Below are 21,999 nucleotides of genomic sequence, written 5' to 3'. Positions count from 1 at the left end.
CCCCAGGCCGCCAACCGATCACGCCGCCTTTGCGGCGTGATATTCCTTGATGGCGACCATCTTGATCGCCGGATAACGCTCAGACTCATAACGCAGCGAGAAACCGTCCTGGGCGAGGAAGACCGGATCGCCGTCGAGATCGCGGGCGATATCGCCGCGCTTGACGGTGAGGAACTTGTCGAGATCGGCCGGCTGATCGGCCGAGATCCAGCGGCAGACGGAGAAACGCGACATTTCGAAGGAGACGGGCAGGCCGTATTCGGCCATTAGCCGCTCCTTCAGCACGTCGAGCTGCAGGGCGCCGACGACGCCGACGATCGCCGGCGAGCCGTCTTCCGGCGAAAACAGCTGGACGACGCCTTCCTCGGCCATCTGCTGCAGGGCTTCCTTGAGCTTCTTTGCCTTCATCGCGTCTTCCAGGCGCACGCGGCGCAGGATTTCCGGCGAGAAGTTCGGCACGCCCTGGAAGACCAGGGATTCGCCTTCGGTCAGCGTATCGCCGATCCGGAGCGTCCCGTGGTTGGGAATGCCGACGACATCGCCGGCATAGGCGGTGTCAGCGAGCTGGCGCTGCGAGGCGAAGAAGAATTGCGGCGCCGTCAGGCCAAGCTGCTTGCCGGTGCGGGCGAGCCTGGCCTTCATGCCGCGCTCGAGCTTGCCGGAGCAGATGCGGGCAAAGGCGATGCGGTCGCGATGGTTGGGGTCCATGTTGGCCTGGATCTTGAAGACGAAGGCCGTCATCTTGTCGTCCGTCGCATGCACCGTCCTGGTATCGGCGACCTGGTCACGCGGCGGCGGCGCGAAATCGCCGAGCGCGTTGATGAGGTCGCGAACGCCGTAATTGCGCAACGCCGAACCGAAGAAGACCGGCGTCATATGGCCTTCCAGGAAGGCCTGGCGGTCGAAGGGGCGGCAGGCCTCGATCGCCAGCTCCGTCTCCTCGACGAATGCCTGGCGCTCGTTTTCCGGCAACCGGCCGGCAACGCTCTGCGGGCCGTTGACCGGCGTTCCCTCGATTTCGGTATCCGACCCGCGCACCGTGTTGGCGGCAATATTGTAGGAACCGCAGAAGGTCTTCGAGCGGCCGACCGGCCAGGTGATCGGCGCCGTATCCAGCGCCAGCTTCTCTTCCACCTCGTCGAGGATCTCGAAGGGATCGCGGCTTTCGCGGTCCATTTTGTTGATGAAGGTGATGATCGGAATATCACGCATGCGGCAGACTTCGAAGAGCTTCAGCGTGCGCGGCTCGATACCCTTGGCGGCGTCGATGACCATGACGGCGGCATCGACGGCCGTCAGCGTGCGATAGGTGTCGTCGGCGAAATCCTCGTGACCCGGCGTGTCGAGGATGTTGAAGACATTATCGTTATATTCGAAGGTCATCACCGAGGTGACGACCGAGATGCCGCGTTCGCGCTCGATCTTCATCCAGTCGGAGCGCGTCTGCATTCGATCCTTCTTCGCCTTGACTTCACCGGCAAGCTGAATGGCGCCGCCGAACAGCAGCAGCTTTTCGGTGAGCGTCGTCTTACCCGCGTCCGGGTGGGCGATAATAGCGAATGTGCGGCGGCGGGAGACCGCCTCGGCGAGACTTTCGGCCATACTTGTGAATCCTGTGGAATTGCCGCGTATCTAGCGATTAAAGCCCGGCAATGCAATTGACCTTGCCCTTCCACGCGCAAAGTAATGGCCCATGACCATTCATCACGATCTCAGCCCGACGCTGAACCTCATCCGCCTGCCGAATGGCGAAGGCCTCGACCTGCCCGCCTATGAAAGCAAGGGGGCGGCCGGCATGGACCTGCGCGCCGCCATCGACGAGGCGACACCACTGACGCTTCTGCCGGGCAAACGGGCGCTGGTGCCGACCGGCTTCATCTTCGAAATCCCCGAGCATTTCGAGGGACAGGTGCGGCCGCGCTCCGGCCTCGCCTTCAAGAACGGCATCACCTGCCTGAATTCGCCGGGTACCGTCGACAGCGACTATCGCGGCGAGGTGAAAGTGCTGCTCGCCAATCTCGGCGAGGAGCCCTTCGTCATCGAGCGCGGTATGCGCATTGCCCAGATGGTGATCGCACCGGTGACGCAGGTGCGGGTGGCGGAGATCACCGAGGCCAGCGAAACGCTGCGCGGCGCAGGCGGCTTCGGCTCCACCGGCGTGTGATGACCAGGCGCTTCGACAGCGCTGGCCTGACCTTCCGGCAGGATTATTTCGGCGATCCCGCCGGCTGGGCGGCGCTGGTCAACCTGCTTCAGGATATTTTCGGCATCGATATCGGGCCGCTGCAACAGCTCGGCGGACCCGATCCCTCCAGCATGCCTTTCGGCTGGTTTGACGGCAATGGCGAGCTTGCGGCGAATATCTCAGCCTTTGCGCTGCCCTTCGTCATCAACGGCAGGATCGTCCATGCCGCCGGGCTTCAATCAGGCGCCGTGCGGCCACGATGGCGTGGCCGCGGGCTCTATCGCGACGTGACGGTAAAGGCGCTCGACTGGTGCGAGCGGCAGGGCTTTGAAGCCGTCATCCTCTATACCGACAAGCCGTCTCTCTACGAACCCTATGGTTTCCGTGCGATACCGCTGCACCGATACGAGGGAGCGGCACCCGCCCCTTCGGCATCAGCCGCACCCGCCCGGCTGCTTGCGCCGACGCATGCGGATGATCTTGCCCTGCTGCAATCGCTGCTGAAAAGACGAAGCCCGGTTTCGACATCGCTTGGTGTCACCGTCAATGCGGCGATGTTTCTGATCAATACCCAGCTCGATCCCGATATCCGCCTCAGCTTCCTGGAAGACCGGCAGGCGGCCATCGCCTGGAAGATCGACGAGACGGGCCGCTTCAGTCTTCTCGACGTGGTGGCGGCGGAGATGCCCTCGCTTGCAGCAATCCTCGGCGGGTTGGAGATCGTGCCCGCCACGGTCGAGGTGCTTTTCTGTCCCGACAGGCTCGGCTGGGCAGGCGTCCCGCAACCGTTGGAAAGCGGCACGAGGCTGATGCTGCGCGGGCTTGGCGATACTATCCCGAATTTCCCGGCGATGCTGTCGCCGATGGCGGATTTTTAGAGCAGCTCCAGCAAAGGGACCGGTTCTGTCGACGTTTACTTTTTCCGGGAAAGCGGCGGCAGGCGGCGTTTGACCGGTGAGGCCTTGATCATCGAGGTGTTGGTTTCTGCCCTTTCGGCAACCCGGTCGAGCAGGCCGTCGAGCTCCGCCATCGAGCGGATGACCAGGCGGGCGATGAAACAATCCTCACCGGTGACCTTGTCGCATTCGACGATTTCGGGAATGTCCTGGATGATGCGCTCGACGATGTGCAGCTGCCCCGGCAACGGACGCACGCGCACGATCGCCTGCAGGGGATAACCGACGGCGGCGGGATCGAGATCAATGGTGAAAGCCTTGATGACGCCGCGCTCCTCCAGCCGGCGCAGGCGCTCGGCGGCACTCGGCGAGGACAGGCCGACCTGCTGCGCCAGCTCCTTCAGCGAGATCCGGGCATTGCCGGCCAGCGCTTCGAGGATGGCCTGATCGACCTCGTCGAGCGATTGCACATCATTAGCCATGGCGATCCACTTTCCTATGATGATTAGGCGATATCGATCATCTTCCTTTTTATCCTTATATAAAATCGCCTCCGGCCGCAATATTATCATGCCATCAACGGCGGAGGTTATCATGGGTAGCGACATCAGACGGGGCACGGTGGAAATGACGGCAGCGATGCTGATCTCGGGGACGATCGGCTGGTTCGTCGTCATGTCGGGACAGCCCGTCAGCGGCGTGGTCTTCTGGCGCTGCCTGTTCGGCGCGCTCACCCTGCTTGTCATCTGCGGCGCTCTCGGGCTGCTGCGGCCCGGTATCATCACGCTGCGCGCCTTCGGCATCGCCATTTTTGGCGGCGTCGCCATCGTCTTGAACTGGCTGTTGCTGTTTGCCTCCTATTCGCATGCGACGATCTCGATTGCGACGACCGTCTATAACACCCAGCCTTTCATGCTGCTGGTGCTCGGTGCGCTCTTCCTCGGCGAGAAGATCACCGCCACCAAGCTGTTCTGGCTGACGCTCGCCTTCGCCGGCATGATTGCCATCGTCGAGGCAAAACCGGAGGCGGGCGGAGCTATATCGGAGGGCTACGGCCTCGGCATCCTGATGGCGCTCGGCGCCGCCTTCTTCTACGCCTTGGCAGCGCTGGCCGCGAAATGGCTCAAAGGCACGCCGCCGCATCTGATCGCGCTTATCCAGGTCGCCACCGGCATGCTGATGCTGGCGCCGATGACCGACTTTTCAAATCCGCCGCAAGATGTCGGGGGCTGGGCGATCCTCGTCACCGTCGGCGTCGTCCATACCGGGCTGATGTATGTGCTGCTCTACGGCGCGATCCAGAGGCTGCCGACGCATCTCACCGGCGCGCTGTCCTTCATCTATCCGATCGCCGCAATCCTCGTCGACCGGCTGGCTTTCGGCCACGCGCTGCAGCCGATGCAGATCGCCGGTGCGGCGATTATCCTGCTTGCCGCCGCCGGCATGAATCTCGGCTGGACGCCGCGCTGGCTGCGGCCGCGGGCGCTCGAGGGCTGAGAGCCGGGCGCCCCGACGGGGACGGCTGAGACGTCCCGTTGCCGCTATTACCTCTGCGGGCGGGTCGTTTCGAACAGGAACCAGGTGCGGCGCTCGCCCTCGTCGATCCAGTTCTCGATCAGGCTGGCGGTCGCGACGTCATTATGCTCGTCGCAAAGGCCATGCACCTCGCGCAGCAGCGAAACGAGCTGCGCATTGTCCTCGCGCAATTCCGACAACATGTCTTCGGGCGTAACGAAATCGGCGTCATTGTCCGAAAGGCGCTGCTGGCGGGCGATCTGGCCAATGGAGCGCAGCGTCGTGCCGCCGATCTTGCGGGCACGTTCGGCAATGTCGTCGGTCATGGCGAAGATCTGCTCGGCCTGTTCGTCGAGCAGCAGATGATAGTCGCGAAAATGCGGGCCGGACATGTGCCAGTGGAAATTCTTGGTCTTCAGATAAAGCGTGAAGACATCGGCAAGCAGGGCGGTCAGCGCCGCCGAGATATCGGTAAATGGCGTTGGTCGACAGGCTGGACGGCGTCTTGAGCGGCGAAAGCCTGCGGGTTTCGGCTGAGCTGGGGGACATTTATTTTCTCCTTGGTGATGAAAATCTCCGCGGCGTTGCGCTCCCTTTCGGGAGGCGCGGAGGACGCTGATCGCGCATTTGCAGAGGGAGAGATAGCAAGGCGGGGTCGCTTTCCAAGTAGATCATGGTTCAGCAGACCTATTCTTTATGGTTATGGACAGATCAGCGCCAAAGCATTGATGCGGCAGCAAGGCTTGCCTATAGAGGGCGGCAGAAGCCCTGTGGGTTAAGAAGATGAGCCTCACCGTCCTGATCACCTATGCCGGAGCGCTGTTCATCGCCGCGGCCATTCCCGGACCTGGGATCACCGCGATCGTCGCACGGGCGCTCGGCTCGAATTTCCGCGAGACCTTCTTCATGGGCCTCGGCCTGGTGCTCGGCGACATGACCTATCTCACCGCGGTCATTCTCGGCCTCGCCTTCGTGGCGCAGAGCTTCACCGAGGTGTTCATCGCCATCAAGATCGCCGGCGCCCTCTATCTCGGCTACATCGCCTGGAAGCTCTGGACGGCGGGATTGCTGCCGCAGGATATCGCGGCGCGCAAATCGAGCAATATCGGCCTGTCCTTCCTCTCCGGCCTGCTGGTGACGCTCGGCAATCCGAAGACGATGCTGTTCTATGTCGCCCTGGTGCCGACGCTGATCGATATCGGCCATATCGGCTTGTCAGACTATGCGCTCCTGCTCACTGTTACCTTCGTGGTGCTGATCGTCGTGCTGGTGCCCTATATGCTGCTTGCCTCGCGAGCCCGGACGATGCTGAGAGAGCCGCGGGCCTTGCAGGCGCTGAACCGGGTTGCGGCCGGTATCCTGGCGGGCACGGCGGCCTTCATCGCCACGCGGGCTGCCTGAAATAAACATTCGACAAGAAACGGTTTTCAAAGGTTTTTTTCTCCGCGGACCGCATCTCCGGGCCGAACGCGCTCTGGCCTAGACCGGCCTTTGACCCTATTCTCCCCTCGATTCCAGGGGCAGGATTTCAAAGGGAGAGCACCCATGTCGCACAAACCCGGCCGCGGCCGCATCTATTCCTCGATAACCGAAACCATCGGCGATACGCCGCTCGTGCGCTTCGACAAGCTGGCGCGGGAAAAGGGCGTCGTGGCGAACCTGATCGGCAAGCTCGAATTCTTCAACCCGATCGCCTCGGTCAAGGACCGCATCGGCGTCGCGATGATCGAGAGCCTCGAAGCGCAGGGCAAGATTACTCCCGGCAAGACGGTGCTGATCGAGCCGACCTCCGGCAACACAGGCATCGCGCTTGCCTTTGCCGCTGCCGCCAAGGGCTATCGGCTGATCCTCACCATGCCGGAAACGATGTCGGTGGAGCGCCGCAAGATGCTGGCGCTGCTCGGCGCCGAACTGGTGCTGACCGAGGGCCCGAAGGGCATGAAGGGCGCCATCGCCAAGGCCGAGGAACTGGCGTCGTCGCTGCCCGATGCCGTCATTCCACAGCAGTTCGAAAACGCGGCCAATCCGGAGATCCACCGCAAGACGACGGCCGAGGAAATCTGGAACGATACCGACGGCACGGTCGACATCGTCGTCTCCGGCATCGGCACCGGCGGCACGATCACCGGCGTCGGACAGGTGTTGAAGAGCCGCAAACCGGAGATCAAGATCATCGCCGTCGAACCCGCCGACTCGCCGATCCTGTCCGGCGGCAACCCCGGCCCGCACAAGATCCAGGGCATCGGCGCCGGCTTCGCCCCGAAGATCCTCGACACCGGCATCTATGACGAGGTCGTCACCGTCACCAACGACGAAGCCTTCGAACAGGCGCGCCTCGTCGCAAGGCTTGAAGGCGTGCCGGTCGGCATCTCCTCGGGTGCTGCGCTGACGGCGGCGATCAAGGTCGGCGTCCGTCCCGAGAACGCCGGCAAGAACATCGTCATCATCATCCCCTCCTTCGCCGAGCGTTATCTCTCGACGGCGCTGTTTGAGGGGCTGGGGAGCTGAGGCAGAGCTTGGCCGGGCATTCATCTTCTTACGTGGCGCGGCGCTTCGGTCATGCTCGGGCTTGTTCTGCAGCCGGTTGATATCCAGCGGATCCTCGCATCAGGCTACGGCAGTCCGGTTTGCGCCGAATGACTGCCCCTCACCCTAACCCTCTCCCCGTAAACGGGGCGAGGGGACGTGCCCTGAGAGGCGGGAGAGGAACGGAGAGGTTACGGCTATCCCCCTTCGCCCCGCGAGCGGGGAGAAGGTGGCGGCAACCGGATGAGGGGCTGGCCTCGGCAATCTCCTTGACCGAGGTGTCGAAGATGACCACACCGATCATTTTCGGTTGGCCCTCTGAGGCGGCTGCGTTCCAATCGTAATGGCATCAAGACCACGGCGAGAAGTCATGCAAGGGATCGAATTATCACGCGGTTTCTATACTGATATCGTTCGGCCCTGGTTGAGCGAGGCTGCGCCAGAGCTCCGCTATTCCGCCGCACTGATCGGCTATGGTTCGGAGCTCATCGGTTTTGACGACGAGGTTTCCAAGGACCACAATTGGGGGCCACGCGTCCACATCCTCCTGAGCCGAGATGATTTCGGCAATTGTGCACGGCGATTGGTCGATGAATTTTCCAAATTTGCGCCGGCTGACTATCTTGGAGAACCTATCGGCTGGCGCAGCCGACCACATCCGGCGTCAAATAGCGTCGAGGCAGCCGGAGCGCTTGGACACGGACTGGAATTTCATACGCTCGAAGCGCTACTGGAAGGCCACTTCGCCGTTCGGTCGGTGGAAAACCTCAACGCTCTTCAATGGCTGGGCTTCGCAGAGCAAAAGCTTCTCGCCTTCACATCAGGCGCCGTCTTTCATGATGACGACAGCCGCTTGAGCCAGGCCCGTGATCGCCTGGGATATTTCCCAGAAGACGTGTGGCTCTACAAGATTGCGTGTCAGTGGCGGCGCATCTCTGAAGAGCAGGCATTTGTCGGTCGCGCGGGGCAAGTCGGAGACGACCTGGGTTCGCGGGTCATCGCCGCGCGGCTGGTGCGGGACGTGATGAGAATGGGGTTCCTGCTCGAGCGCCGGTACGCCCCCTATTCGAAATGGCTCGGCAGCGGCTTTGCCAGGCTCCCGATCGCAGAGGCGCTCTCACCCCACCTGAAGCGGGCCTTACATTCGAATGCATGGACAGCGAGAGGACGCGCTCGCTTGGGCTTACCTGGAATTGGCGCACAGGCAAAATGCGATCGGCATCGCCTCCTTCGAGCCAATCGTGGGTCCATACCATGACCGGCCATTTACGACCATCAACGCTGACGATGCGGTAGAGACCACGTGTTCAGCGATAGCGGACGCGTCGATCAGACAGTTGCCGATTGTCGGCTCTTTGGATCAGGTCAGCGACCTTACGCCCTTGCTTGAAGACGCCAAGCTCTCTCAAAGGATGATGAGCCAGTTACGCAGTTGATCGCTCTGTCATTCCGAAAGCGGGCCGTTGCACAGCGTGTGTTACTATCCTGCGCATGACGAATTGAAATTCATTTTACAGAGTATTTGAGTGCTTCGGCGCCCCTTTTCCTACGCCGCCGCCGTCAGCCTCTCCCCGGCGATCCTGTAGGAGATCGCTTCGGCGAGATGGATGCGGCCGACCGTCGGTTTGCCGTCGAGATCGGCCAGGGTGCGGGCGACCTTGAGGACGCGGTGGTAGCCGCGGGCGGAGAATTTCATCTTTTCGGCGGCGTCGCGCAGCAGCTGCAGGCCGCCAGCATCGGGCTCGGCCAGTTTCTCGATCATGGCGGTGGAGCAGCGGGCATTGGTACCGATGCCTTTTGCGCCGGCGCTTTCGAAGCGCTCCTGCTGGATCTCGCGGGCGCGGGCGACGCGGCGGGCGACGTCGGCGCTGCTTTCGGCCGCCATCGGCCGGATGAGATCGGCGGCGGAGACGGCCGGCACGTCGATGCGGATATCGATGCGGTCCATCAGCGGGCCGGAGATGCGGGCCTGGTAGTCGCTCATGCAGCGCGGGCCGCGGGCGCAGCTATGACCGGGCTCGCCGGCCATGCCGCAGCGGCAGGGGTTCATTGCCGCGATCAGCTGGAATTTCGCCGGATAGGAAACGCGGTGATTGGCACGCGCGATGACGCACTCGCCGCCTTCGAGCGGCTGGCGCAGCGCATCGAGCGCCTGCGGCGTGAACTCTGGCAATTCGTCGAGAAACAGCACGCCGTGATGGGCAAGCGAGGCTTCGCCCGGACGGGCGCGCAGGCCGCCGCCGACGAGGGCGGCCATGGTGGCGGAATGATGCGGGGTGCGGAAGGGCCGGCGGTCGGAAAGCTTGCCGCCGGAGAGCTGGCCGGCGATCGAGTGGACCATCGACACCTCCAGCAGTTCGGCGGCCGAAAGCGGCGGCAGGATCGACGGCAGCCTGGCCGCCAGCATCGACTTGCCGGAGCCTGGAGGCCCGACCATCAGGAGATTATGGCCGCCGGCGGCTGCGACCTCCAGCGCCCGCTTGGCGCTTTCCTGGCCCTTGATCTCGGCAAGGTCCGGCAGGTTGGCGGCATTGGCGCGGATCGATGCCTCCGGCCTGGAGAGGACCTGCGTGCCGCGGAAATGATTGGCAAGAGCGATCAGGCTCCGGGGCGCGAGGATATCGACATCGGCGCCCGCCCAGGCAGCTTCGGCGCCGCTTTCGGCCGGGCAGATCAGCCCCTTGCCGAGCGCATTGGCGCCGATCGCGGCCGGCAGCGCACCTGCGATGGCGGCGATCGTGCCATCGAGGTTGAGCTCGCCGACAACGACAAAATCCGACAGCGCATCGGCGGGAATAGCGCCGAGGGCGGCCATCAGCGCAAGGGCGATCGGCAGATCGAAATGCGAGCCTTCCTTCGGCAAATCGGCGGGCGCCAGATTGACGGTTACCCGCTTGGCCGGCAGCGCCAGGCCGGAGGCATGGAGGGCGGCCTGCACCCGCTCGCGGCTTTCGGCAACCGCCTTGTCGGGCAGGCCGACGATCTGCATGCCGACCTTGCCGGGCGCGACCATGACCTGAACCTCGACCGGCACGCCTTCGATGCCCTGGAATGCCACCGTGCTGACACGCGCGACCATAAACCCATCCCCTTGCCGCAAACTCTTATACCGCCCCCGGCCCTTGAAAGCCAGCGGTTGCAATCTGGCATGGAATCGGGAATAAAACAAGAACAATCAAGGAACGTATCTGGATATCCGCGGCGACCGGGTTGTACCCGGCCGCGGGATCAAAACGGGCATGATTTGCCGGTCAGCCGCGTTTGCGTTCGATCGCATCCCAGAGCAGGCTTGATATATCGGCGCCGCCGAACTTCTTGACCTCGCGGATGCCCGTGGGCGAGGTGACGTTGATCTCGGTCATGTAATCGCCGATCACGTCGATGCCGACGAGCAGGAAGCCGCGTTCTCTCAGCGCCGGGCCGATGCGGGCGCAGATTTCCTGCTCGCGCGACGTCAGTTCGGTCGCCTCGGCGCGGCCGCCGACATGCATATTGGAGCGGCTGTCGTGCTCGGCCGGGACGCGGTTGATGGCGCCGGCAAATTCACCGTCGACCAGGATGATGCGTTTGTCGCCCTTGCGCACATCGGGCAGATATTGCTGGGCGATGAAGGGTTCGCGGAACAGCTGGCCGAACATCTCCAGCAGCGAGGAGAGGTTGCGGTCGTCGCGGGTTGAATGAAAGACGCCGGCGCCGCCATTGCCGTAGAGCGGCTTCAGGATGATATCGCCCATCTCGTCGCGGAAACGGCGGATCTCGGCCGGGTCCTTGGTGATCAGCGTCTTCGGCATCATGTCGGAAAATTCGGTGACGAAGATCTTCTCCGGCGAATTGCGCACCCAGGCCGGATCGTTGACGACCAGCGTCTTCGGGTGAATGCGCTCGAGCAGATGCGTCGAGGTGATATAGGCCATGTCGAAGGGCGGGTCCTGGCGCAGCAGGACGACATCCATGGTGGCGAGATCGACGCGCTCCGGCGCACCAAGCTCGACGTGATCGCCCTTGACGTCGCGCAGCAGCATCGGCTCGACGCTGGCAAAGAGCTTGCCGTCGCGGAAGCTCAGGCGGTCGGGCGTATAATGGAAGAGCCGGTAGCCGCGCGCCTGGGCTTCCAGGCTCATGGCGAAGGTGGAATCACCTGCGATATTGATGCCGGCGACATGATCCATCTGGACCGCTACATTGGTGATCTTGGCCATTTCCGTCCCTTCCTGACTGCCGGACAGATGTAGGTCGGCCAGATTTCAAACGCAACGGCCAATCAAGGCCTTCCGGGGCACCCTGATCATCGCGTCTCAAGGATCCGCATCAGCCGGCCGCGATAGCTGTCGAGAATAACGGCGAGCACGATGACGGCGCCGATGACGATCGGCTTGATATTGTCGTCGGCGCCGAGCAGCTGCAATCCCGTCGACAGCACCTGCAGAATGCAGGCGCCGACCAGCGTGCCGATGATCGAGCCTTTGCCGCCGGAGAGGCTGGTGCCGCCGATGATGACGGCGGCGATGGCATTCAACTCATAGCCGATGCCGGCAACCGGGCTGCCGACATTGAGGCGGAGCAGATAGACCATGGCGGCAATGCCGGCGGTCAGCCCGGAGATTGTGAAGACCGCGATCTTGTATCTTTTCGGCTGATGCCCCGACAGCCGCACAGCCTCTTCATTGGTGCCGATGGCAAAGACGAAGCGCCCGAAGACGGTGTAGCGCAGCACGAACCAGCCGATCAGGACGACGACGATCGCAATCAGGAAGATCGACGGAAAGATGCCCCAGAAGATCAGGTTGCCGAAATCGACGAAAGGCTGCGGCAGGCCTGTTATCGTGGAGTTGTCGCTGACCACGCGGGCCAGGCCGCTGGCGACGTTCAGCATGCCGAGGGTGACAATGAAGGACGGAAGCTTCCACTTCTCGCAGATCCAGCCATTGACCGCGCCAAGGATGGCGCCGGTGCCCATCGACGCCAGACAGGCGAGAACGATCGCCTGCCATGGCGAAAACGCCGGATTGATCATGATCGTCGCACCGATGACCGTGCAAAGGGCAAGCAGCGAGCCGACGGAGAGATCGATGCCGCCGACGAGGATGACGAAGGTCATGCCCGCGGCCAGCACGGTGTTGATGGCGATCTGCACGAAGATCTTCAGAAAATTCTCCGGCGTCGCGAAATAGGGCGCCGTCGCCGAGAAAAACGCCAGGATCAGGATGAGGGCGATGGCGACGCCCGCTTCCTTCATCGAGATCCGGATCAGCTTGTCCCAGACGCTCACCTCTTTCGCCCCAGTTTTCGCCTCGGTCTGTTCTTCAATGTTGGCGGACACGGCTATACTCCTTGTAGGCGAGCGAAAGGATCCTGCTCTCGTCGAATTGGTCCCGGGCTATTTCCCCTGCGATCTTGCCGTCGGAAAAGACGATGATGCGATGGCAGATGCCGATCAGTTCCGGCAGATCGGAAGACACGACCAGCACACCCTTCCGCTCGGCCGCAAACTTCCACAGGAGCTCATAAATCTCGGCCTTGGCGCCGACATCGATCCCGCGGGTCGGCTCATCGAAAATCAGCACCTTGGGACCGCGGAACAGCCATTTGGCAATGACGACCTTTTGCTGATTGCCGCCGGAAAAGGTCCTGACGGCCTGACGGATGGACGGGGTCTTGATCCGCAGCTCACGCACGAGGCGCTGCGCGTGATCCTCCTCGGCCCTTCGCTTGATCAAGCCGTTGCGGGAGATCTTGGCGAGATCGGTGATGGTGGTATTTTCGGCGCAGCTCATATCGAGCATCAAGCCCTGCATCTTGCGATCTTCGGTCGCCAGGCAGAGCCCGGCCGCAACAGCATCCTGCGGCGAATGGATCTCGACCGGCTCGCCATTCAGGCGAATTTCGCCGGCCGCCTTGGCGTCGGCGCCGAATATGGCGCGAACCGCCTCCGTCCGGCCGCTGCCGACGAGACCGGCAATACCGACAATCTCGCCCTTTGCCACGGAAAATGACAGTTCCGGGCTATGGCGCGTCACCTTCAGGCCGGAGACGCCGAGCGCCTCGCCTGAGACCACGCTGTCGCCGCGGAAAATGCCGTGATCCGAAAGCTTCCGCCCGACCATGAGCTCGACGATGTCGGGAATAGCTAGCCCTGCCAGTGGACGGGTGATCACGTGCTGGCCGTCGCGCAGCACCGTCACATCGTCACCGACTTCGAAGATCTCCTCTAGCCGGTGCGAGATATAGAGCGTGGTGACGCCACGCTGCTTCAGGCGTTTCAGAATTTCAAAGAGGCGATCGACCTCCTTGGAGGTCAGGGTTGCCGTCGGTTCATCGAGAACGAGAAGCTTGCTTTCGTAACAAAGCGCCTTGGCGATCTCGACCAGCTGAAGCTGGGCGACGCTGAGGCGGCTCGCCAGCGTCGTTGGGGCCACATCGAGGCCGACCTCTTCCAGGAGTTCGGCTGCCCTCTTATTCATTTCCTTGTAGTTCACCAGGCCGTAGCGGCGCGGCAGATGCTCGAAGAGCAGGTTTTCGGCAACCGTCAGGTTGGAAAGCGGATGCAGCTCCTGGTGAATGACCCGGATGCCCGCCTTGAACGCCTCCAGGGGCGAGGACGGATGATAAGGCTTGCCGTCAAACAGGATATGGCCATCATCCGGCCTGAAGACGCCGCCGAGCAGATTGATCAGGGTCGACTTTCCGGCGCCATTCTCGCCAAGGAGAACGTGCCCCTTGCCGCGGCCGATCCGCATGGAGACATCCTTGAGCGCCACGACGCCGGGGAAGCGCTTGCCGATCCCCTCCAGCCTCAGAATGTCGTCATCTGCTGTGTCTGACACGTCGACCTCATACATGGTCTCTTCGAAACTCGGCGCAACGCGCATCGGAGAGGCCCGAAACGAGCCTCACCCGGAGCGATCAACGCGTCAATCGATTGGTGGAAATGGCGTCGGCCGCAGCCGGCGCCACATTCGCTTTTGGGGCTGGCAATCCGACTATTTCAGATCGGCTGCCGTGACCAGCTTGACGTCGGTCTTGACCCAGCCGGTGAATTTTTCGCCGGCCAGTTCCCGCATGCCATAGTCGATGCCCATGACCGCCATCTGCGCACCATACTGCTCGACGGTGGCAAGCATCTTGCCGTCCTTGATCAGCGGCTGAACCGGCGGGATGTTGTCGAAGCCGACAACCTTGATCTTGCCGGCCTGGCCGGCCGCATCGAGCGCCTTGACGACGCCGAGGGCCATGGAGTCATTGGCCGCCATCACGCCCTGAATATCCTTATATTTCGTCAGGAAATTCGTCATGACGGTATTGGCTTCCTCGGTCTCCCAATGGGCCGTCTTGCTGTCGAGAAGCTCAAGCTTGCCCGACTTGACGGAATCCATGAAGCCTTCCTTGCGCTCCTTGGCATTGTCGGCCTCGGGATTGCCCTCGAGGATGACGACCTTGGCGCCCGGCCCCAGATCCTTGGCCAGTGCATCGCCAGCAAGCTTTGCCCCTTCCTGATTGTCGGGGCCGAAGAAAGCGAGATCGATCCCCGCCTTCTTCTTGGCATCGGCATCGAGCGGCACGTCGATGTTGATGACCTTGACGCCGGCCTTCACAGCCTTTGCCAGCGGGGTCGCCATCGCCTTGGAATCGGCGGGCGCCACGACGATGATATCGTATTTCTGCGTGACGAAGTTTTCGACGGCATCGACCTGCGAGGCGAAATCGCGCTCGTCCTTCATGCCGACGGCCTTGAAGTCGAACTTGTCCTTGTTCTCGGCCGCATATTTGTCGGCGCCGGCCTTCATCTGCTTGAAGAACTCATTGGACAAGGACTTCATGATCAGGCCGACCTTCGGCTTGCCGGCGGCAAAGGCGGGCGACACGCCGCAGGACAGCGCCAGCGCCAGGGCGCCGGCAAGTCCGACCTTCAACGCCGTACGGCGCGGCGCACTGATCAAGACGGATTCACGCTTCATAGAATGGGACATTTTTCTCCTCCCGAACGGTTCTGGGCTCAGCTCCATCTGAGTTGCCCGCGGCAATGAACCGTTTCCAACGCCATCTGGGTAACACGCTCCAAAAAATTGTCAAGCTGCCGAATTCGGGCCGGATGACCTCAAAGATGACCCCGTCGAAAACATCTAAAAGCGTGAATGATGAACCGTTTCCATTGCGCGTGGCGGTGCTCATGCTATGGATGATGGGCCGTCCCAATGAAATTCGGCCCTTTGACGAGAGCCGCAAAGACCATTAGCTGGAAGCCTCGATCAGACGCCCCGGGCGTGTTGTGAAGGCGAAGATGAAGGGCCACTGTTTCCGTTATGTCAAAGGTCGGAATTAGAGACGTTGCCAAGCTTGCGGGCGTTTCCACCGGGACCGTTTCCAGGGTTTTGAACGATCATCCCTCGGTGACGAAGGAATTGCGGGCGCGCGTTACCGGGATCATCAAAGAGCTCGGCTATATGCCGGACCCGTCGGCGCGAAGCATGCGCAGCAAGGTCAGCCGCCTCATCGGCATCATCATTCCGGATCTGACCAATCCGTTCTTCTCGGAACTTGTCCAATCCGTGGAACAGGCAGCGGCCAATCACGGCTATAATATCATCGTCATGACGTCGCTCGATCATGCGGCCAAAGAGGCTGATCGCATCAAGCAGCTGACAAGCCGAAAGGTCGACGGGATCATTCTGGTTCCGAGCATCGATTTCCATACGATCAAGCTGCCGAAAGGATTGCCGATCGTCGTCATCGACCGTCTCATGCCAGGATATTCCGGCATTGCCGCCGATCACCGCAATGGCGTTCGCCTTGGCGTCGAGCACCTTCTGCAGCTCGGCCATCGCCGCATCGGCTTCATTTCCGGGCCCAGCCACTCCGTCCCCGCCAATGATCGCCTCAGAGGCTACCTCGATGCGATCGAGCGGACTGGCGAGCAGGCTGGCGAGCAGGCGGACGGCCGCGCGGCAATGGCGGGATCACCGCTGATTGCCGAGGCGGCTTTCGACTATGAGAGCGGCCGTTCGGCAGGAAATTATCTTCTGGCGCGGGCGCGCAACGAGCGGCCGACGGCGATTTTTGCAAGTTCCGACCAGCAGGCGATCGGCTGCATGCGGGCAGCGCATGATCTGGGAATCCCGATACCGGCAGCCCTTTCCGTCATGGGCTTCGACGGCATCCCGCTCGCCAGCATGACCACGCCGCGCCTGACGACCGTGAAGCAGCCGATTCAAGACATGGCTGCAGCGGCGGTCGCCGTTCTGTTGAACAAGCAGACTGCGCCTGATCTCGACAATCCGATCCTGTTTGCGTGCGAGATTCTCAAGGGGGAGACGACCGCCCCGCCCCAGCCCGATAAGCACTAACCTCGAAAATCGAAATCGATCTTCAGGCGGCGATGCCCTGGTTGCCGCCATTGCGCAGCATGTTGCGGAGGCGGTAGGCGATCGCCAAGGGCTTTGGGAAAGGCTTGCGCAGGAAGGCGACTTTGCGGACGTAGTTGTCGACCCGCCAGCTCGCCCAGGTTCCACCGGCGAAAAAGGCGACGTCGCCGGTGCTGAGGGTTCGTTCGGTGCCGTCCTCGGCGGTGATATGGACCTCGCCCTCGAGGATCATTACCGTCTCGTCCCAGCCGAAATACCAACGGAATTCGCCCGCCGTGCAATCCCAGATCGCCGTCAGCGACGCCTCGTCATGACCGCGGGAATGTTCGGCGGTGCGGGCCTGCGGGTTGCCGCTGACGATCCAGTCCGGGTTGATCGGCGTGGACTTCAGCGGCAGCAGGCCGCTCGCATGGGCAACGAAGGATTTCCCGGCCGGCTTCGCCACGGCATAAGGCACCGAGCGCGCGGCCATGGCGACCGCACTCGCAAGCATCAGCTTCCAGGCCATGAAACAATCCCCAATTGTTATCCCTACCGAGATTTGGGGTAGCAGAGAGTCGTAAGAAGCTGGTTCACGCGGGAACTAAAAGTTTAACGATCCGGAAATCCGATGGGTCGAAAGAGGTCAGAAGGCGTCAATGAAGTGCCGCGGCAGCCGGCCCGGCATGATCGCCACGATATCGTAGCGCAGGGAAAGGCGGGCCTGATCCGCCTGGCGGGCGAGCCAGAGATCGCTTGCCGCCCTTATCCGCTTCTGCGCGGCGATGGAGACGGCGTCGACCGCCGCAGCTTCGCCCCGCCGGGCCTTGACCTCGACGAAGACGGCGAGATCGCCCTTGCGGGCAATGATGTCGATCTCGCCGAGCCGGGTGCGGTGGCGCAGCGCCAGGATGCGGTAACCCTTCAGCATCAGGAAGGCGGCCGCGACATATTCTGACATGCGGCCCCGGCGCAGCGCCTTCCTCCTGATGGCGGTGAGGTCGCTATCGGCCATCGGCGTTCTTGATCTCCAGCAGGCGCTGATAGAGCACCTTGCGCGGCAAGCCGGTGAGGCGGGCCGCCTCGGTCGCGGCGCCTGCCGTCGGCATTGATTTCGACAGGTCGGCGAGCACGGCGTCGACGTCGGCCTCATCCGTCTCGACCGGCTCCGGCGGACCGATGACGAGAACGATCTCGCCCTTGACGTTTTCCACCTGCTGATAATGGGCGGCAAGGTCGGCAAGCGTGCCGCGGCGGAACTCCTCATAGGTCTTGGTCAGTTCGCGGCAGACGGAGGCGGATCGCGTGGCTCCGAGCACGTCTGCAGCGGCGACAAGCGTAGCGCCGATGCGATGCGGCGATTCAAAGAAGATCAGCGTCGCGGGGGCTGCGGCAAGCTCACCCAGACGATCGCGGCGGGCCTTGTCCTTTGCCGGCAGGAAACCGGCGAAAAGAAACGCATCGTTCGGCAGGCCGGAGCCGACAAGGGCTGCGAGCGGCGCGGAGGCGCCAGGAATGGGAATGACGCGGTAACCTGCCGCTATCGCCTGCTGCGCCAGTCGGTAACCGGGATCGGACACCAGCGGCGTGCCGGCATCGGACACCAGCGCCACCGACCGGCCGGCTTCGAGCGCCTGCAGCAGCCGCGGGCCGGCCTCGTCGGCATTGTGCTCATGATAGGCGAAAGGGCGGTTCTGGATGCCGTAGCGGTCGAGCAGCACGCGGGTGACGCGCGTATCCTCGCAGGCGAGCACATCGGCGCCGGCCAGCGTTTCCAGCGCACGCAGCGTGATGTCGCCGAGGTTGCCGATCGGGGTGGCGACGAGATAGAGCGCCGGCTCCAGCGGCCGCGCCGGCACCGTCGCATTGTGCAGGCGGAAGCTTCGCCGGGTGGCGGCATCCGCTGTGGTTTCCTCATTCATGCCATTTGCTTTCGTCCCGCCGTCATCGAACCCTTATGGGCGAGCGGCACCACTTCGGCAAGGGTTCGGATTTCTGTGAGCATTGCTCTGGAAAACCGCAAATGCAGGCGCCCGACCGTGCATGCCTCTTGCAAAGCCATGCTGAAGTCTGCCATTTTGCCCGTCCACTCCCCCGACCTCAAGTCGGGACAGCATTCTTCGGGTGCTCGATGCGCCCGGACAGTCACGGTCGAAAGCGGTAGCATCCCATGCGTATTACTATTGAGCGGTCAAACCTGTTGAAATCGCTGAACCACGTCCACCGCGTGGTCGAACGTCGCAACACGATCCCGATCCTGTCCAACGTATTGCTCAAGGCCGATGGCCAGAACCTCGACATGAAGGCGACCGACCTCGACCTCGAAATCACCGAGGCGACGCCGGCAAGCGTCGAGCAGCCCGGCGCCACCACCGTTCCGGCCCACCTGCTCTACGACATCGTCCGCAAGCTTCCCGACGGTTCGGAAGTGCTGCTTGCCACCAGCACCGATGGCGGCGCAATGACCGTGCAGTCCGGCCGCTCGAAATTCTCGCTGCAGTGCCTGCCGGAATCGGACTTCCCTGATCTCACCGCCGGCACCTTCACGCATAGCTTCAAGCTGAAGGCGGCCGACCTGAAGATGCTGATCGACCGCACCCAGTTCGCGATCTCGACGGAAGAGACGCGCTACTATCTCAACGGCATCTTCTTCCACACGATCGAGAGCAAGGGCGAGCTGAAACTTCGGGCGGTCGCCACCGACGGCCACCGGCTGGCGCGCGCCGATGTCGACGCGCCCTCCGGCTCCGAAGGCATGCCCGGCATCATCATTCCGCGCAAGACGGTCGGCGAATTGCAGAAGCTGGTCGACAATCCCGAGGCTGTCGTGACGGTCGAGGTCTCCGACGCCAAGATCCGGCTGACGATCGGCTCGATCGTCATGACCTCGAAACTGATCGACGGCACTTTCCCGGATTACCAGCGCGTCATCCCCACAGGCAACGACAAGGAAATGCGCGTCGATTGCACGAGCTTCGCCCAGGCCGTCGACCGCGTCTCCACCATCTCCTCCGAACGCGGCCGCGCCGTGAAGCTGGCGCTTTCCGAGGGCCAGTTGATGCTGACCGTCAACAATCCCGATTCCGGCAGTGCGACCGAGGAAGTCGCCGTCGGTTACGACACCGATGCGATGGAAATCGGTTTCAACGCCAAATACCTGCTCGACATCACCGCGCAGCTTTCCGGCGAAGAAGCGATCTTCCTGCTGGCCGATGCCGGCTCGCCGACGCTGATCCGCGACACGGCAGGCGACGATGCGCTCTACGTGCTGATGCCGATGCGCGTCTGACCGGAACGAAGGCCGCCCGCCTCCGTTTTTCCTCCTGTCAAAGCGGAGGATCCGATGACGAAAAAGACGGGAACGGTGCGTATCGGCATATCCGGCTGGACCTATGCGCCCTGGCGCGGCCAATTCTACCCGGAAGACCTGCCGCAGAAGCAGGAGCTTTCCTACGCCGCCCGGCATTTCCGTTCGATCGAGATCAACGGCACATTCTACAGCTTGCAGCGGCCTGAAAGCTTCGGCCGCTGGCGCGACGAAACGCCGGATGATTTCGTCTTTGCGGTCAAGGGACCGCGCTTCATCACCCATATGCTGCGGCTGCAGAATATCGAGACGGCGCTCGCCAATTTCCTCGCCTCGGGTCTGCTGCGGCTTGGCCCCAAGCTCGGGCCGATCCTCTGGCAATTCCCGCCGAACATGGCTTTCGATCCCGATCTTTTCGAAAATTTCCTGGCGTTGCTGCCGCATAACGGCGAAGCGGCGGCAAACCTGGCCCGGCGGCACGACGGACACGTCAAGGGGCGAGCCTGGCTTGAAATCGACGGACGACAGCCGATCCGCCATGCCCTGGAGATTCGCCACGAGAGCTTCCGATCACCCGCCTTCATCGACATGCTGAGGCGCCAACAGATCGCCCTCGTCTGCGCCGATACGGTGAAATGGCCGCTGCTGATGGATATCACCGCCGATTTCATCTATTGCCGCCTGCATGGTTCCGAACAGCTCTATGTCAGCGGCTATGAGGACGAAGCCCTCGACATCTGGGCGCAACGCATCCGCGCCTGGGCAACCGGCGGAGAACCGGAGAATGCGACGCGGGTGCTGGCGCCGCTTGCGGCGCGCAGCAAGGGCCGCGACGTCTATCTCTATTTCGACAATACCGACAAGAAGCTGCGCGCGCCCGTCGACGCCGATCACTTAAGCCAGAGGCTCGCCGATCTCATGCCTCGCTCCCACCCAAAAGCGGCATGAGTTGTTGATGCCGATGTCCTTGTTGCGAAAATCCTTGTCCCTTCAGCGACAAGCGGCATATTAAGGGCATTCGATCAACATGCGGATGGGTGGAGAATGAGCTTACGGGTCAAGGTGAAGGAACGGCTGGGCAAGAAGTTCGATGACGAAATCCGCTTCTTCCGGGGCATGATGCAGGGGCCGAAAACGGTGGGCTCGATCGTGCCGACCTCCTCGATCACCGCCAAGCGCATGGCAAGCGTTGTCGACATCCATTCCGGGCTGCCGGTGCTCGAACTCGGACCGGGCACAGGCGCCATCACCAAGGCCATCCTCGGCCGCGGCGTCCGGCCGGAAAATCTCGTCGCAATCGAATATTCGACGGATTTCCACAAACATCTGCTGCGGACCTATCCCGGCGTGCACTTCATCAATGGCGATGCCTTCGATCTTCAGGCCACGCTCGGCGACTACGGCGACCGGACCTTCGATTGCGTCATCTCCTGCATTCCGCTGCTGAACTTCCCGATGGCGATGCGGGTGTCGCTGCTCGAAAGCCTGCTCGACCGCCTACCGGCCGGACGGCCGGTGGTGCAAATCTCCTACGGCGCGATCTCGCCGATCGCCGCCAATCCCGACCGCTATCACATTCAGCATTTCGACTTCGTCGTCCGCAACATTCCGCCGGCGCAGCTGTGGATCTACAAGCGAGGCTGAGATGTTCGGGATCTATGTCACCCATCCGCAGGTCAAGATCGACGCGAACGTGCCTGTGCCGAAATGGGGGCTTTCCGATGTCGGCGCCGAACGCACTCGTAAGGCTGCGTCGAGCGATTGGGCCAAGCGGCTGACCCGCATCATTTCCAGCGACGAGACGAAGGCGATCGAGACGGCTGAGATCCTGGCAGTCGCCTCCGGTCTAAGCATCGAGGTCGTGCCCGCCATGCACGAGAACGACCGCTCGGCCACCGGCTTCCTGCCGCCGCCGCAATTCGAAGAGGCGGCCGACTGGTTCTTCGCCCATCCGGAACAGAGCTTCAAGGGCTGGGAGCGCGCCGTCGATGCGCAGGCCCGCATCGTCGAGGCATTCGACGCCGTTCTTGCCACGCATGATGCGGCTGCACCCATCGCCTTTGTCGGCCATGGCGGCGTTGGCACGCTGCTCAAATGCCATCTGGCCGGCCGACCGATTTCGCGCGACCGCGACCAGCCGGGCGGCGGCGGCAATCTCTATGCTTTCGGCCTTGCGGATCTCGGCCTAACATGCGACTGGACGCCCATCGAAGACTGGCGGGGGTGACTTCA

General features: G+C 62.5%; 22 protein-coding genes and 1 pseudogene. 11 read left to right on the top strand and 12 right to left on the bottom strand.

The genetic code is table 11. From position 1 onward, the window contains the following. Positions 1-18: 18 nt before the first annotated feature. Positions 19-1,602 carry a peptide chain release factor 3 gene (locus tag EEQ99_RS29470; RefSeq protein WP_063474801.1) on the bottom strand — a complete coding sequence of 528 codons (1,584 nt, stop codon included), beginning with the start codon at positions 1,600-1,602 and terminating at the stop codon, positions 19-21. 91 nt (positions 1,603-1,693) lie between these two features. On the opposite strand from EEQ99_RS29470, the gene dut reads away from it, so the two are divergent. Together dut and EEQ99_RS29460 are read left to right on the top strand one after the other, a co-directional pair. Beyond that, positions 1,694-2,164: a dUTP diphosphatase gene (dut, locus tag EEQ99_RS29465; protein ID WP_097594975.1), complete on the top strand. Its 471-nt coding sequence runs from the start codon at positions 1,694-1,696 to the stop codon at positions 2,162-2,164. After that, positions 2,164-3,063 (top strand): GNAT family N-acetyltransferase, encoded by a 900-nt coding sequence (locus EEQ99_RS29460; protein ID WP_127431554.1) that lies wholly within the window; start codon positions 2,164-2,166, stop codon positions 3,061-3,063. Before dut ends, EEQ99_RS29460 begins: the two co-directional genes overlap by 1 nt. A gap of 35 nt (positions 3,064-3,098) precedes the next feature. Here EEQ99_RS29460 and EEQ99_RS29455 read toward each other — a convergent pair whose 3' ends face one another. After that, on the bottom strand, positions 3,099-3,563 hold the full coding sequence (locus tag EEQ99_RS29455; protein WP_028757687.1) for an Lrp/AsnC family transcriptional regulator: 465 nt from the start codon (positions 3,561-3,563) through the stop codon (positions 3,099-3,101). 112 nt (positions 3,564-3,675) lie between these two features. Here EEQ99_RS29455 and EEQ99_RS29450 point away from each other — a divergent pair, with 112 nt between their 5' ends. Then, positions 3,676-4,578 carry a DMT family transporter gene (locus tag EEQ99_RS29450; protein WP_028757397.1) on the top strand — a complete coding sequence of 301 codons (903 nt, stop codon included), beginning with the start codon at positions 3,676-3,678 and terminating at the stop codon, positions 4,576-4,578. A gap of 47 nt (positions 4,579-4,625) precedes the next feature. On the opposite strand, the pseudogene EEQ99_RS29445 reads toward EEQ99_RS29450, so the two are convergent. Next, positions 4,626-5,145, bottom strand: a pseudogene (locus EEQ99_RS29445) (Dps family protein). Positions 5,146-5,379: 234 nt separating this feature from the next. On the opposite strand from EEQ99_RS29445, the gene EEQ99_RS29440 reads away from it, so the two are divergent. The 3 genes from EEQ99_RS29440 (at position 5,380) to EEQ99_RS29430 (ending at position 8,380) form a co-directional block, all read left to right on the top strand. Next, positions 5,380-5,997 carry a LysE family translocator gene (locus tag EEQ99_RS29440; RefSeq protein ID WP_063474804.1) on the top strand — a complete coding sequence of 206 codons (618 nt, stop codon included), beginning with the start codon at positions 5,380-5,382 and terminating at the stop codon, positions 5,995-5,997. 144 nt (positions 5,998-6,141) lie between these two features. Then, complete coding sequence (cysK, locus tag EEQ99_RS29435) at positions 6,142-7,104, top strand: cysteine synthase A (RefSeq protein WP_097543201.1); 963 nt, start codon at positions 6,142-6,144, stop codon at positions 7,102-7,104. A 388-nt stretch (positions 7,105-7,492) separates the two neighbouring features. Beyond that, positions 7,493-8,380, top strand: coding sequence for a DUF4037 domain-containing protein (locus tag EEQ99_RS29430; protein WP_244604866.1), 888 nt, complete (start codon positions 7,493-7,495; stop codon positions 8,378-8,380). A 288-nt stretch (positions 8,381-8,668) separates the two neighbouring features. Here the strand turns inward: EEQ99_RS29430 and EEQ99_RS29425 are convergent, their stop codons facing one another. The 5 genes from EEQ99_RS29425 to EEQ99_RS29405 all read right to left on the bottom strand — a co-directional run bounded on the left by EEQ99_RS29425 (position 8,669) and on the right by EEQ99_RS29405 (position 15,089). Then, positions 8,669-10,201, bottom strand: a complete 1,533-nt coding sequence (locus EEQ99_RS29425; RefSeq protein WP_127431553.1) for a YifB family Mg chelatase-like AAA ATPase — start codon at positions 10,199-10,201, stop codon at positions 8,669-8,671. 172 nt (positions 10,202-10,373) lie between these two features. Further along, positions 10,374-11,321 (bottom strand): glutathione synthase, encoded by a 948-nt coding sequence (gshB, locus tag EEQ99_RS29420; RefSeq protein ID WP_127431552.1) that lies wholly within the window; start codon positions 11,319-11,321, stop codon positions 10,374-10,376. A gap of 86 nt (positions 11,322-11,407) precedes the next feature. Continuing rightward, a complete protein-coding gene (locus EEQ99_RS29415; protein WP_028757442.1) occupies positions 11,408-12,442 on the bottom strand; it encodes an ABC transporter permease in 1,035 nt (344 codons plus the stop codon). After that, positions 12,426-13,961, bottom strand: a complete 1,536-nt coding sequence (locus EEQ99_RS29410) for a sugar ABC transporter ATP-binding protein (RefSeq protein ID WP_097543262.1) — start codon at positions 13,959-13,961, stop codon at positions 12,426-12,428. Before EEQ99_RS29410 ends, EEQ99_RS29415 begins: the two co-directional genes overlap by 17 nt. A 141-nt stretch (positions 13,962-14,102) precedes the next feature. After that, a complete protein-coding gene (locus EEQ99_RS29405; protein ID WP_028757440.1) occupies positions 14,103-15,089 on the bottom strand; it encodes a sugar ABC transporter substrate-binding protein in 987 nt (328 codons plus the stop codon). Positions 15,090-15,422: 333 nt separating this feature from the next. Here EEQ99_RS29405 and EEQ99_RS29400 point away from each other — a divergent pair, with 333 nt between their 5' ends. Beyond that, positions 15,423-16,463 carry a LacI family DNA-binding transcriptional regulator gene (locus EEQ99_RS29400; protein ID WP_097543191.1) on the top strand — a complete coding sequence of 347 codons (1,041 nt, stop codon included), beginning with the start codon at positions 15,423-15,425 and terminating at the stop codon, positions 16,461-16,463. A gap of 22 nt (positions 16,464-16,485) precedes the next feature. On the opposite strand, the gene EEQ99_RS29395 is transcribed toward EEQ99_RS29400, so the two are convergent. The 4 genes from EEQ99_RS29395 to EEQ99_RS34790 all read right to left on the bottom strand — a co-directional run bounded on the left by EEQ99_RS29395 (position 16,486) and on the right by EEQ99_RS34790 (position 18,537). After that, a complete protein-coding gene (locus tag EEQ99_RS29395; RefSeq protein ID WP_028757730.1) occupies positions 16,486-16,989 on the bottom strand; it encodes a cupin domain-containing protein in 504 nt (167 codons plus the stop codon). Between the two features lie 117 nt (positions 16,990-17,106). Continuing rightward, complete coding sequence (locus EEQ99_RS29390) at positions 17,107-17,475, bottom strand: YraN family protein (protein ID WP_097543189.1); 369 nt, start codon at positions 17,473-17,475, stop codon at positions 17,107-17,109. Next, positions 17,465-18,382, bottom strand: coding sequence for a 16S rRNA (cytidine(1402)-2'-O)-methyltransferase (gene rsmI / locus EEQ99_RS29385; RefSeq protein WP_097543188.1), 918 nt, complete (start codon positions 18,380-18,382; stop codon positions 17,465-17,467). The genes EEQ99_RS29390 and rsmI overlap by 11 nt, the downstream gene beginning before the upstream one ends. Next, the gene (locus tag EEQ99_RS34790; RefSeq protein ID WP_164735984.1) at positions 18,379-18,537 is read right to left on the bottom strand and encodes a hypothetical protein; all 159 of its coding nucleotides are present in this window, start codon (positions 18,535-18,537) and stop codon (positions 18,379-18,381) included. The genes rsmI and EEQ99_RS34790 overlap by 4 nt, the downstream gene beginning before the upstream one ends. Before the next feature lie 93 nt (positions 18,538-18,630). Between EEQ99_RS34790 and dnaN the strand changes: the two genes are divergently transcribed. From dnaN to EEQ99_RS29365, 4 genes are all read left to right on the top strand, one after another. Further along, positions 18,631-19,749 carry a DNA polymerase III subunit beta gene (dnaN, locus tag EEQ99_RS29380; RefSeq protein ID WP_028757665.1) on the top strand — a complete coding sequence of 373 codons (1,119 nt, stop codon included), beginning with the start codon at positions 18,631-18,633 and terminating at the stop codon, positions 19,747-19,749. 54 nt (positions 19,750-19,803) lie between these two features. Further along, positions 19,804-20,715 carry a DUF72 domain-containing protein gene (locus EEQ99_RS29375; RefSeq protein WP_097543186.1) on the top strand — a complete coding sequence of 304 codons (912 nt, stop codon included), beginning with the start codon at positions 19,804-19,806 and terminating at the stop codon, positions 20,713-20,715. A 96-nt stretch (positions 20,716-20,811) separates the two neighbouring features. Further along, on the top strand, positions 20,812-21,411 hold the full coding sequence (gene pmtA / locus EEQ99_RS29370) for a phospholipid N-methyltransferase PmtA (RefSeq protein WP_028758385.1): 600 nt from the start codon (positions 20,812-20,814) through the stop codon (positions 21,409-21,411). Between the two features lies 1 nt (position 21,412). After that, the gene (locus tag EEQ99_RS29365) at positions 21,413-21,994 is read left to right on the top strand and encodes a histidine phosphatase family protein (protein ID WP_028758384.1); all 582 of its coding nucleotides are present in this window, start codon (positions 21,413-21,415) and stop codon (positions 21,992-21,994) included. The last annotated feature ends 5 nt before the right edge of the window (positions 21,995-21,999 follow it).

Source organism: Rhizobium anhuiense (assembly GCF_003985145.1).
GTDB classification, from domain to species: Bacteria; Pseudomonadota; Alphaproteobacteria; order Rhizobiales; family Rhizobiaceae; genus Rhizobium; species Rhizobium anhuiense.
Note: the sequence above shows the minus strand (reverse complement) of the source record. Positions and strands in the feature narration are given on the sequence as shown.

Excerpts from the sequence above, each read along its gene's own strand:
- EEQ99_RS29470 (WP_063474801.1), bottom strand. The coding sequence starts at position 1,602 with ATGGCCGAAAGTCTCGCCGAGGCGGTCTCCCGCCGCCGCACATTCGCT.
- dut (WP_097594975.1), top strand. The coding sequence starts at position 1,694 with ATGACCATTCATCACGATCTCAGCCCGACGCTGAACCTCATCCGCCTG.
- EEQ99_RS29460 (WP_127431554.1), top strand. The coding sequence starts at position 2,164 with ATGACCAGGCGCTTCGACAGCGCTGGCCTGACCTTCCGGCAGGATTAT.
- EEQ99_RS29455 (WP_028757687.1), bottom strand. The coding sequence starts at position 3,563 with ATGGCTAATGATGTGCAATCGCTCGACGAGGTCGATCAGGCCATCCTC.
- EEQ99_RS29450 (WP_028757397.1), top strand. The coding sequence starts at position 3,676 with ATGGGTAGCGACATCAGACGGGGCACGGTGGAAATGACGGCAGCGATG.
- EEQ99_RS29440 (WP_063474804.1), top strand. The coding sequence starts at position 5,380 with ATGAGCCTCACCGTCCTGATCACCTATGCCGGAGCGCTGTTCATCGCC.
- cysK (WP_097543201.1), top strand. The coding sequence starts at position 6,142 with ATGTCGCACAAACCCGGCCGCGGCCGCATCTATTCCTCGATAACCGAA.
- EEQ99_RS29430 (WP_244604866.1), top strand. The coding sequence starts at position 7,493 with ATGCAAGGGATCGAATTATCACGCGGTTTCTATACTGATATCGTTCGG.
- EEQ99_RS29425 (WP_127431553.1), bottom strand. The coding sequence starts at position 10,201 with ATGGTCGCGCGTGTCAGCACGGTGGCATTCCAGGGCATCGAAGGCGTG.
- gshB (WP_127431552.1), bottom strand. The coding sequence starts at position 11,321 with ATGGCCAAGATCACCAATGTAGCGGTCCAGATGGATCATGTCGCCGGC.
- EEQ99_RS29410 (WP_097543262.1), bottom strand. The coding sequence starts at position 13,961 with ATGTATGAGGTCGACGTGTCAGACACAGCAGATGACGACATTCTGAGG.
- EEQ99_RS29405 (WP_028757440.1), bottom strand. The coding sequence starts at position 15,089 with ATGTCCCATTCTATGAAGCGTGAATCCGTCTTGATCAGTGCGCCGCGC.
- EEQ99_RS29400 (WP_097543191.1), top strand. The coding sequence starts at position 15,423 with ATGTCAAAGGTCGGAATTAGAGACGTTGCCAAGCTTGCGGGCGTTTCC.
- EEQ99_RS29395 (WP_028757730.1), bottom strand. The coding sequence starts at position 16,989 with ATGGCCTGGAAGCTGATGCTTGCGAGTGCGGTCGCCATGGCCGCGCGC.
- EEQ99_RS29390 (WP_097543189.1), bottom strand. The coding sequence starts at position 17,475 with ATGGCCGATAGCGACCTCACCGCCATCAGGAGGAAGGCGCTGCGCCGG.
- rsmI (WP_097543188.1), bottom strand. The coding sequence starts at position 18,382 with ATGAATGAGGAAACCACAGCGGATGCCGCCACCCGGCGAAGCTTCCGC.
- EEQ99_RS34790 (WP_164735984.1), bottom strand. The coding sequence starts at position 18,537 with ATGGCAGACTTCAGCATGGCTTTGCAAGAGGCATGCACGGTCGGGCGC.
- dnaN (WP_028757665.1), top strand. The coding sequence starts at position 18,631 with ATGCGTATTACTATTGAGCGGTCAAACCTGTTGAAATCGCTGAACCAC.
- EEQ99_RS29375 (WP_097543186.1), top strand. The coding sequence starts at position 19,804 with ATGACGAAAAAGACGGGAACGGTGCGTATCGGCATATCCGGCTGGACC.
- pmtA (WP_028758385.1), top strand. The coding sequence starts at position 20,812 with ATGAGCTTACGGGTCAAGGTGAAGGAACGGCTGGGCAAGAAGTTCGAT.
- EEQ99_RS29365 (WP_028758384.1), top strand. The coding sequence starts at position 21,413 with ATGTTCGGGATCTATGTCACCCATCCGCAGGTCAAGATCGACGCGAAC.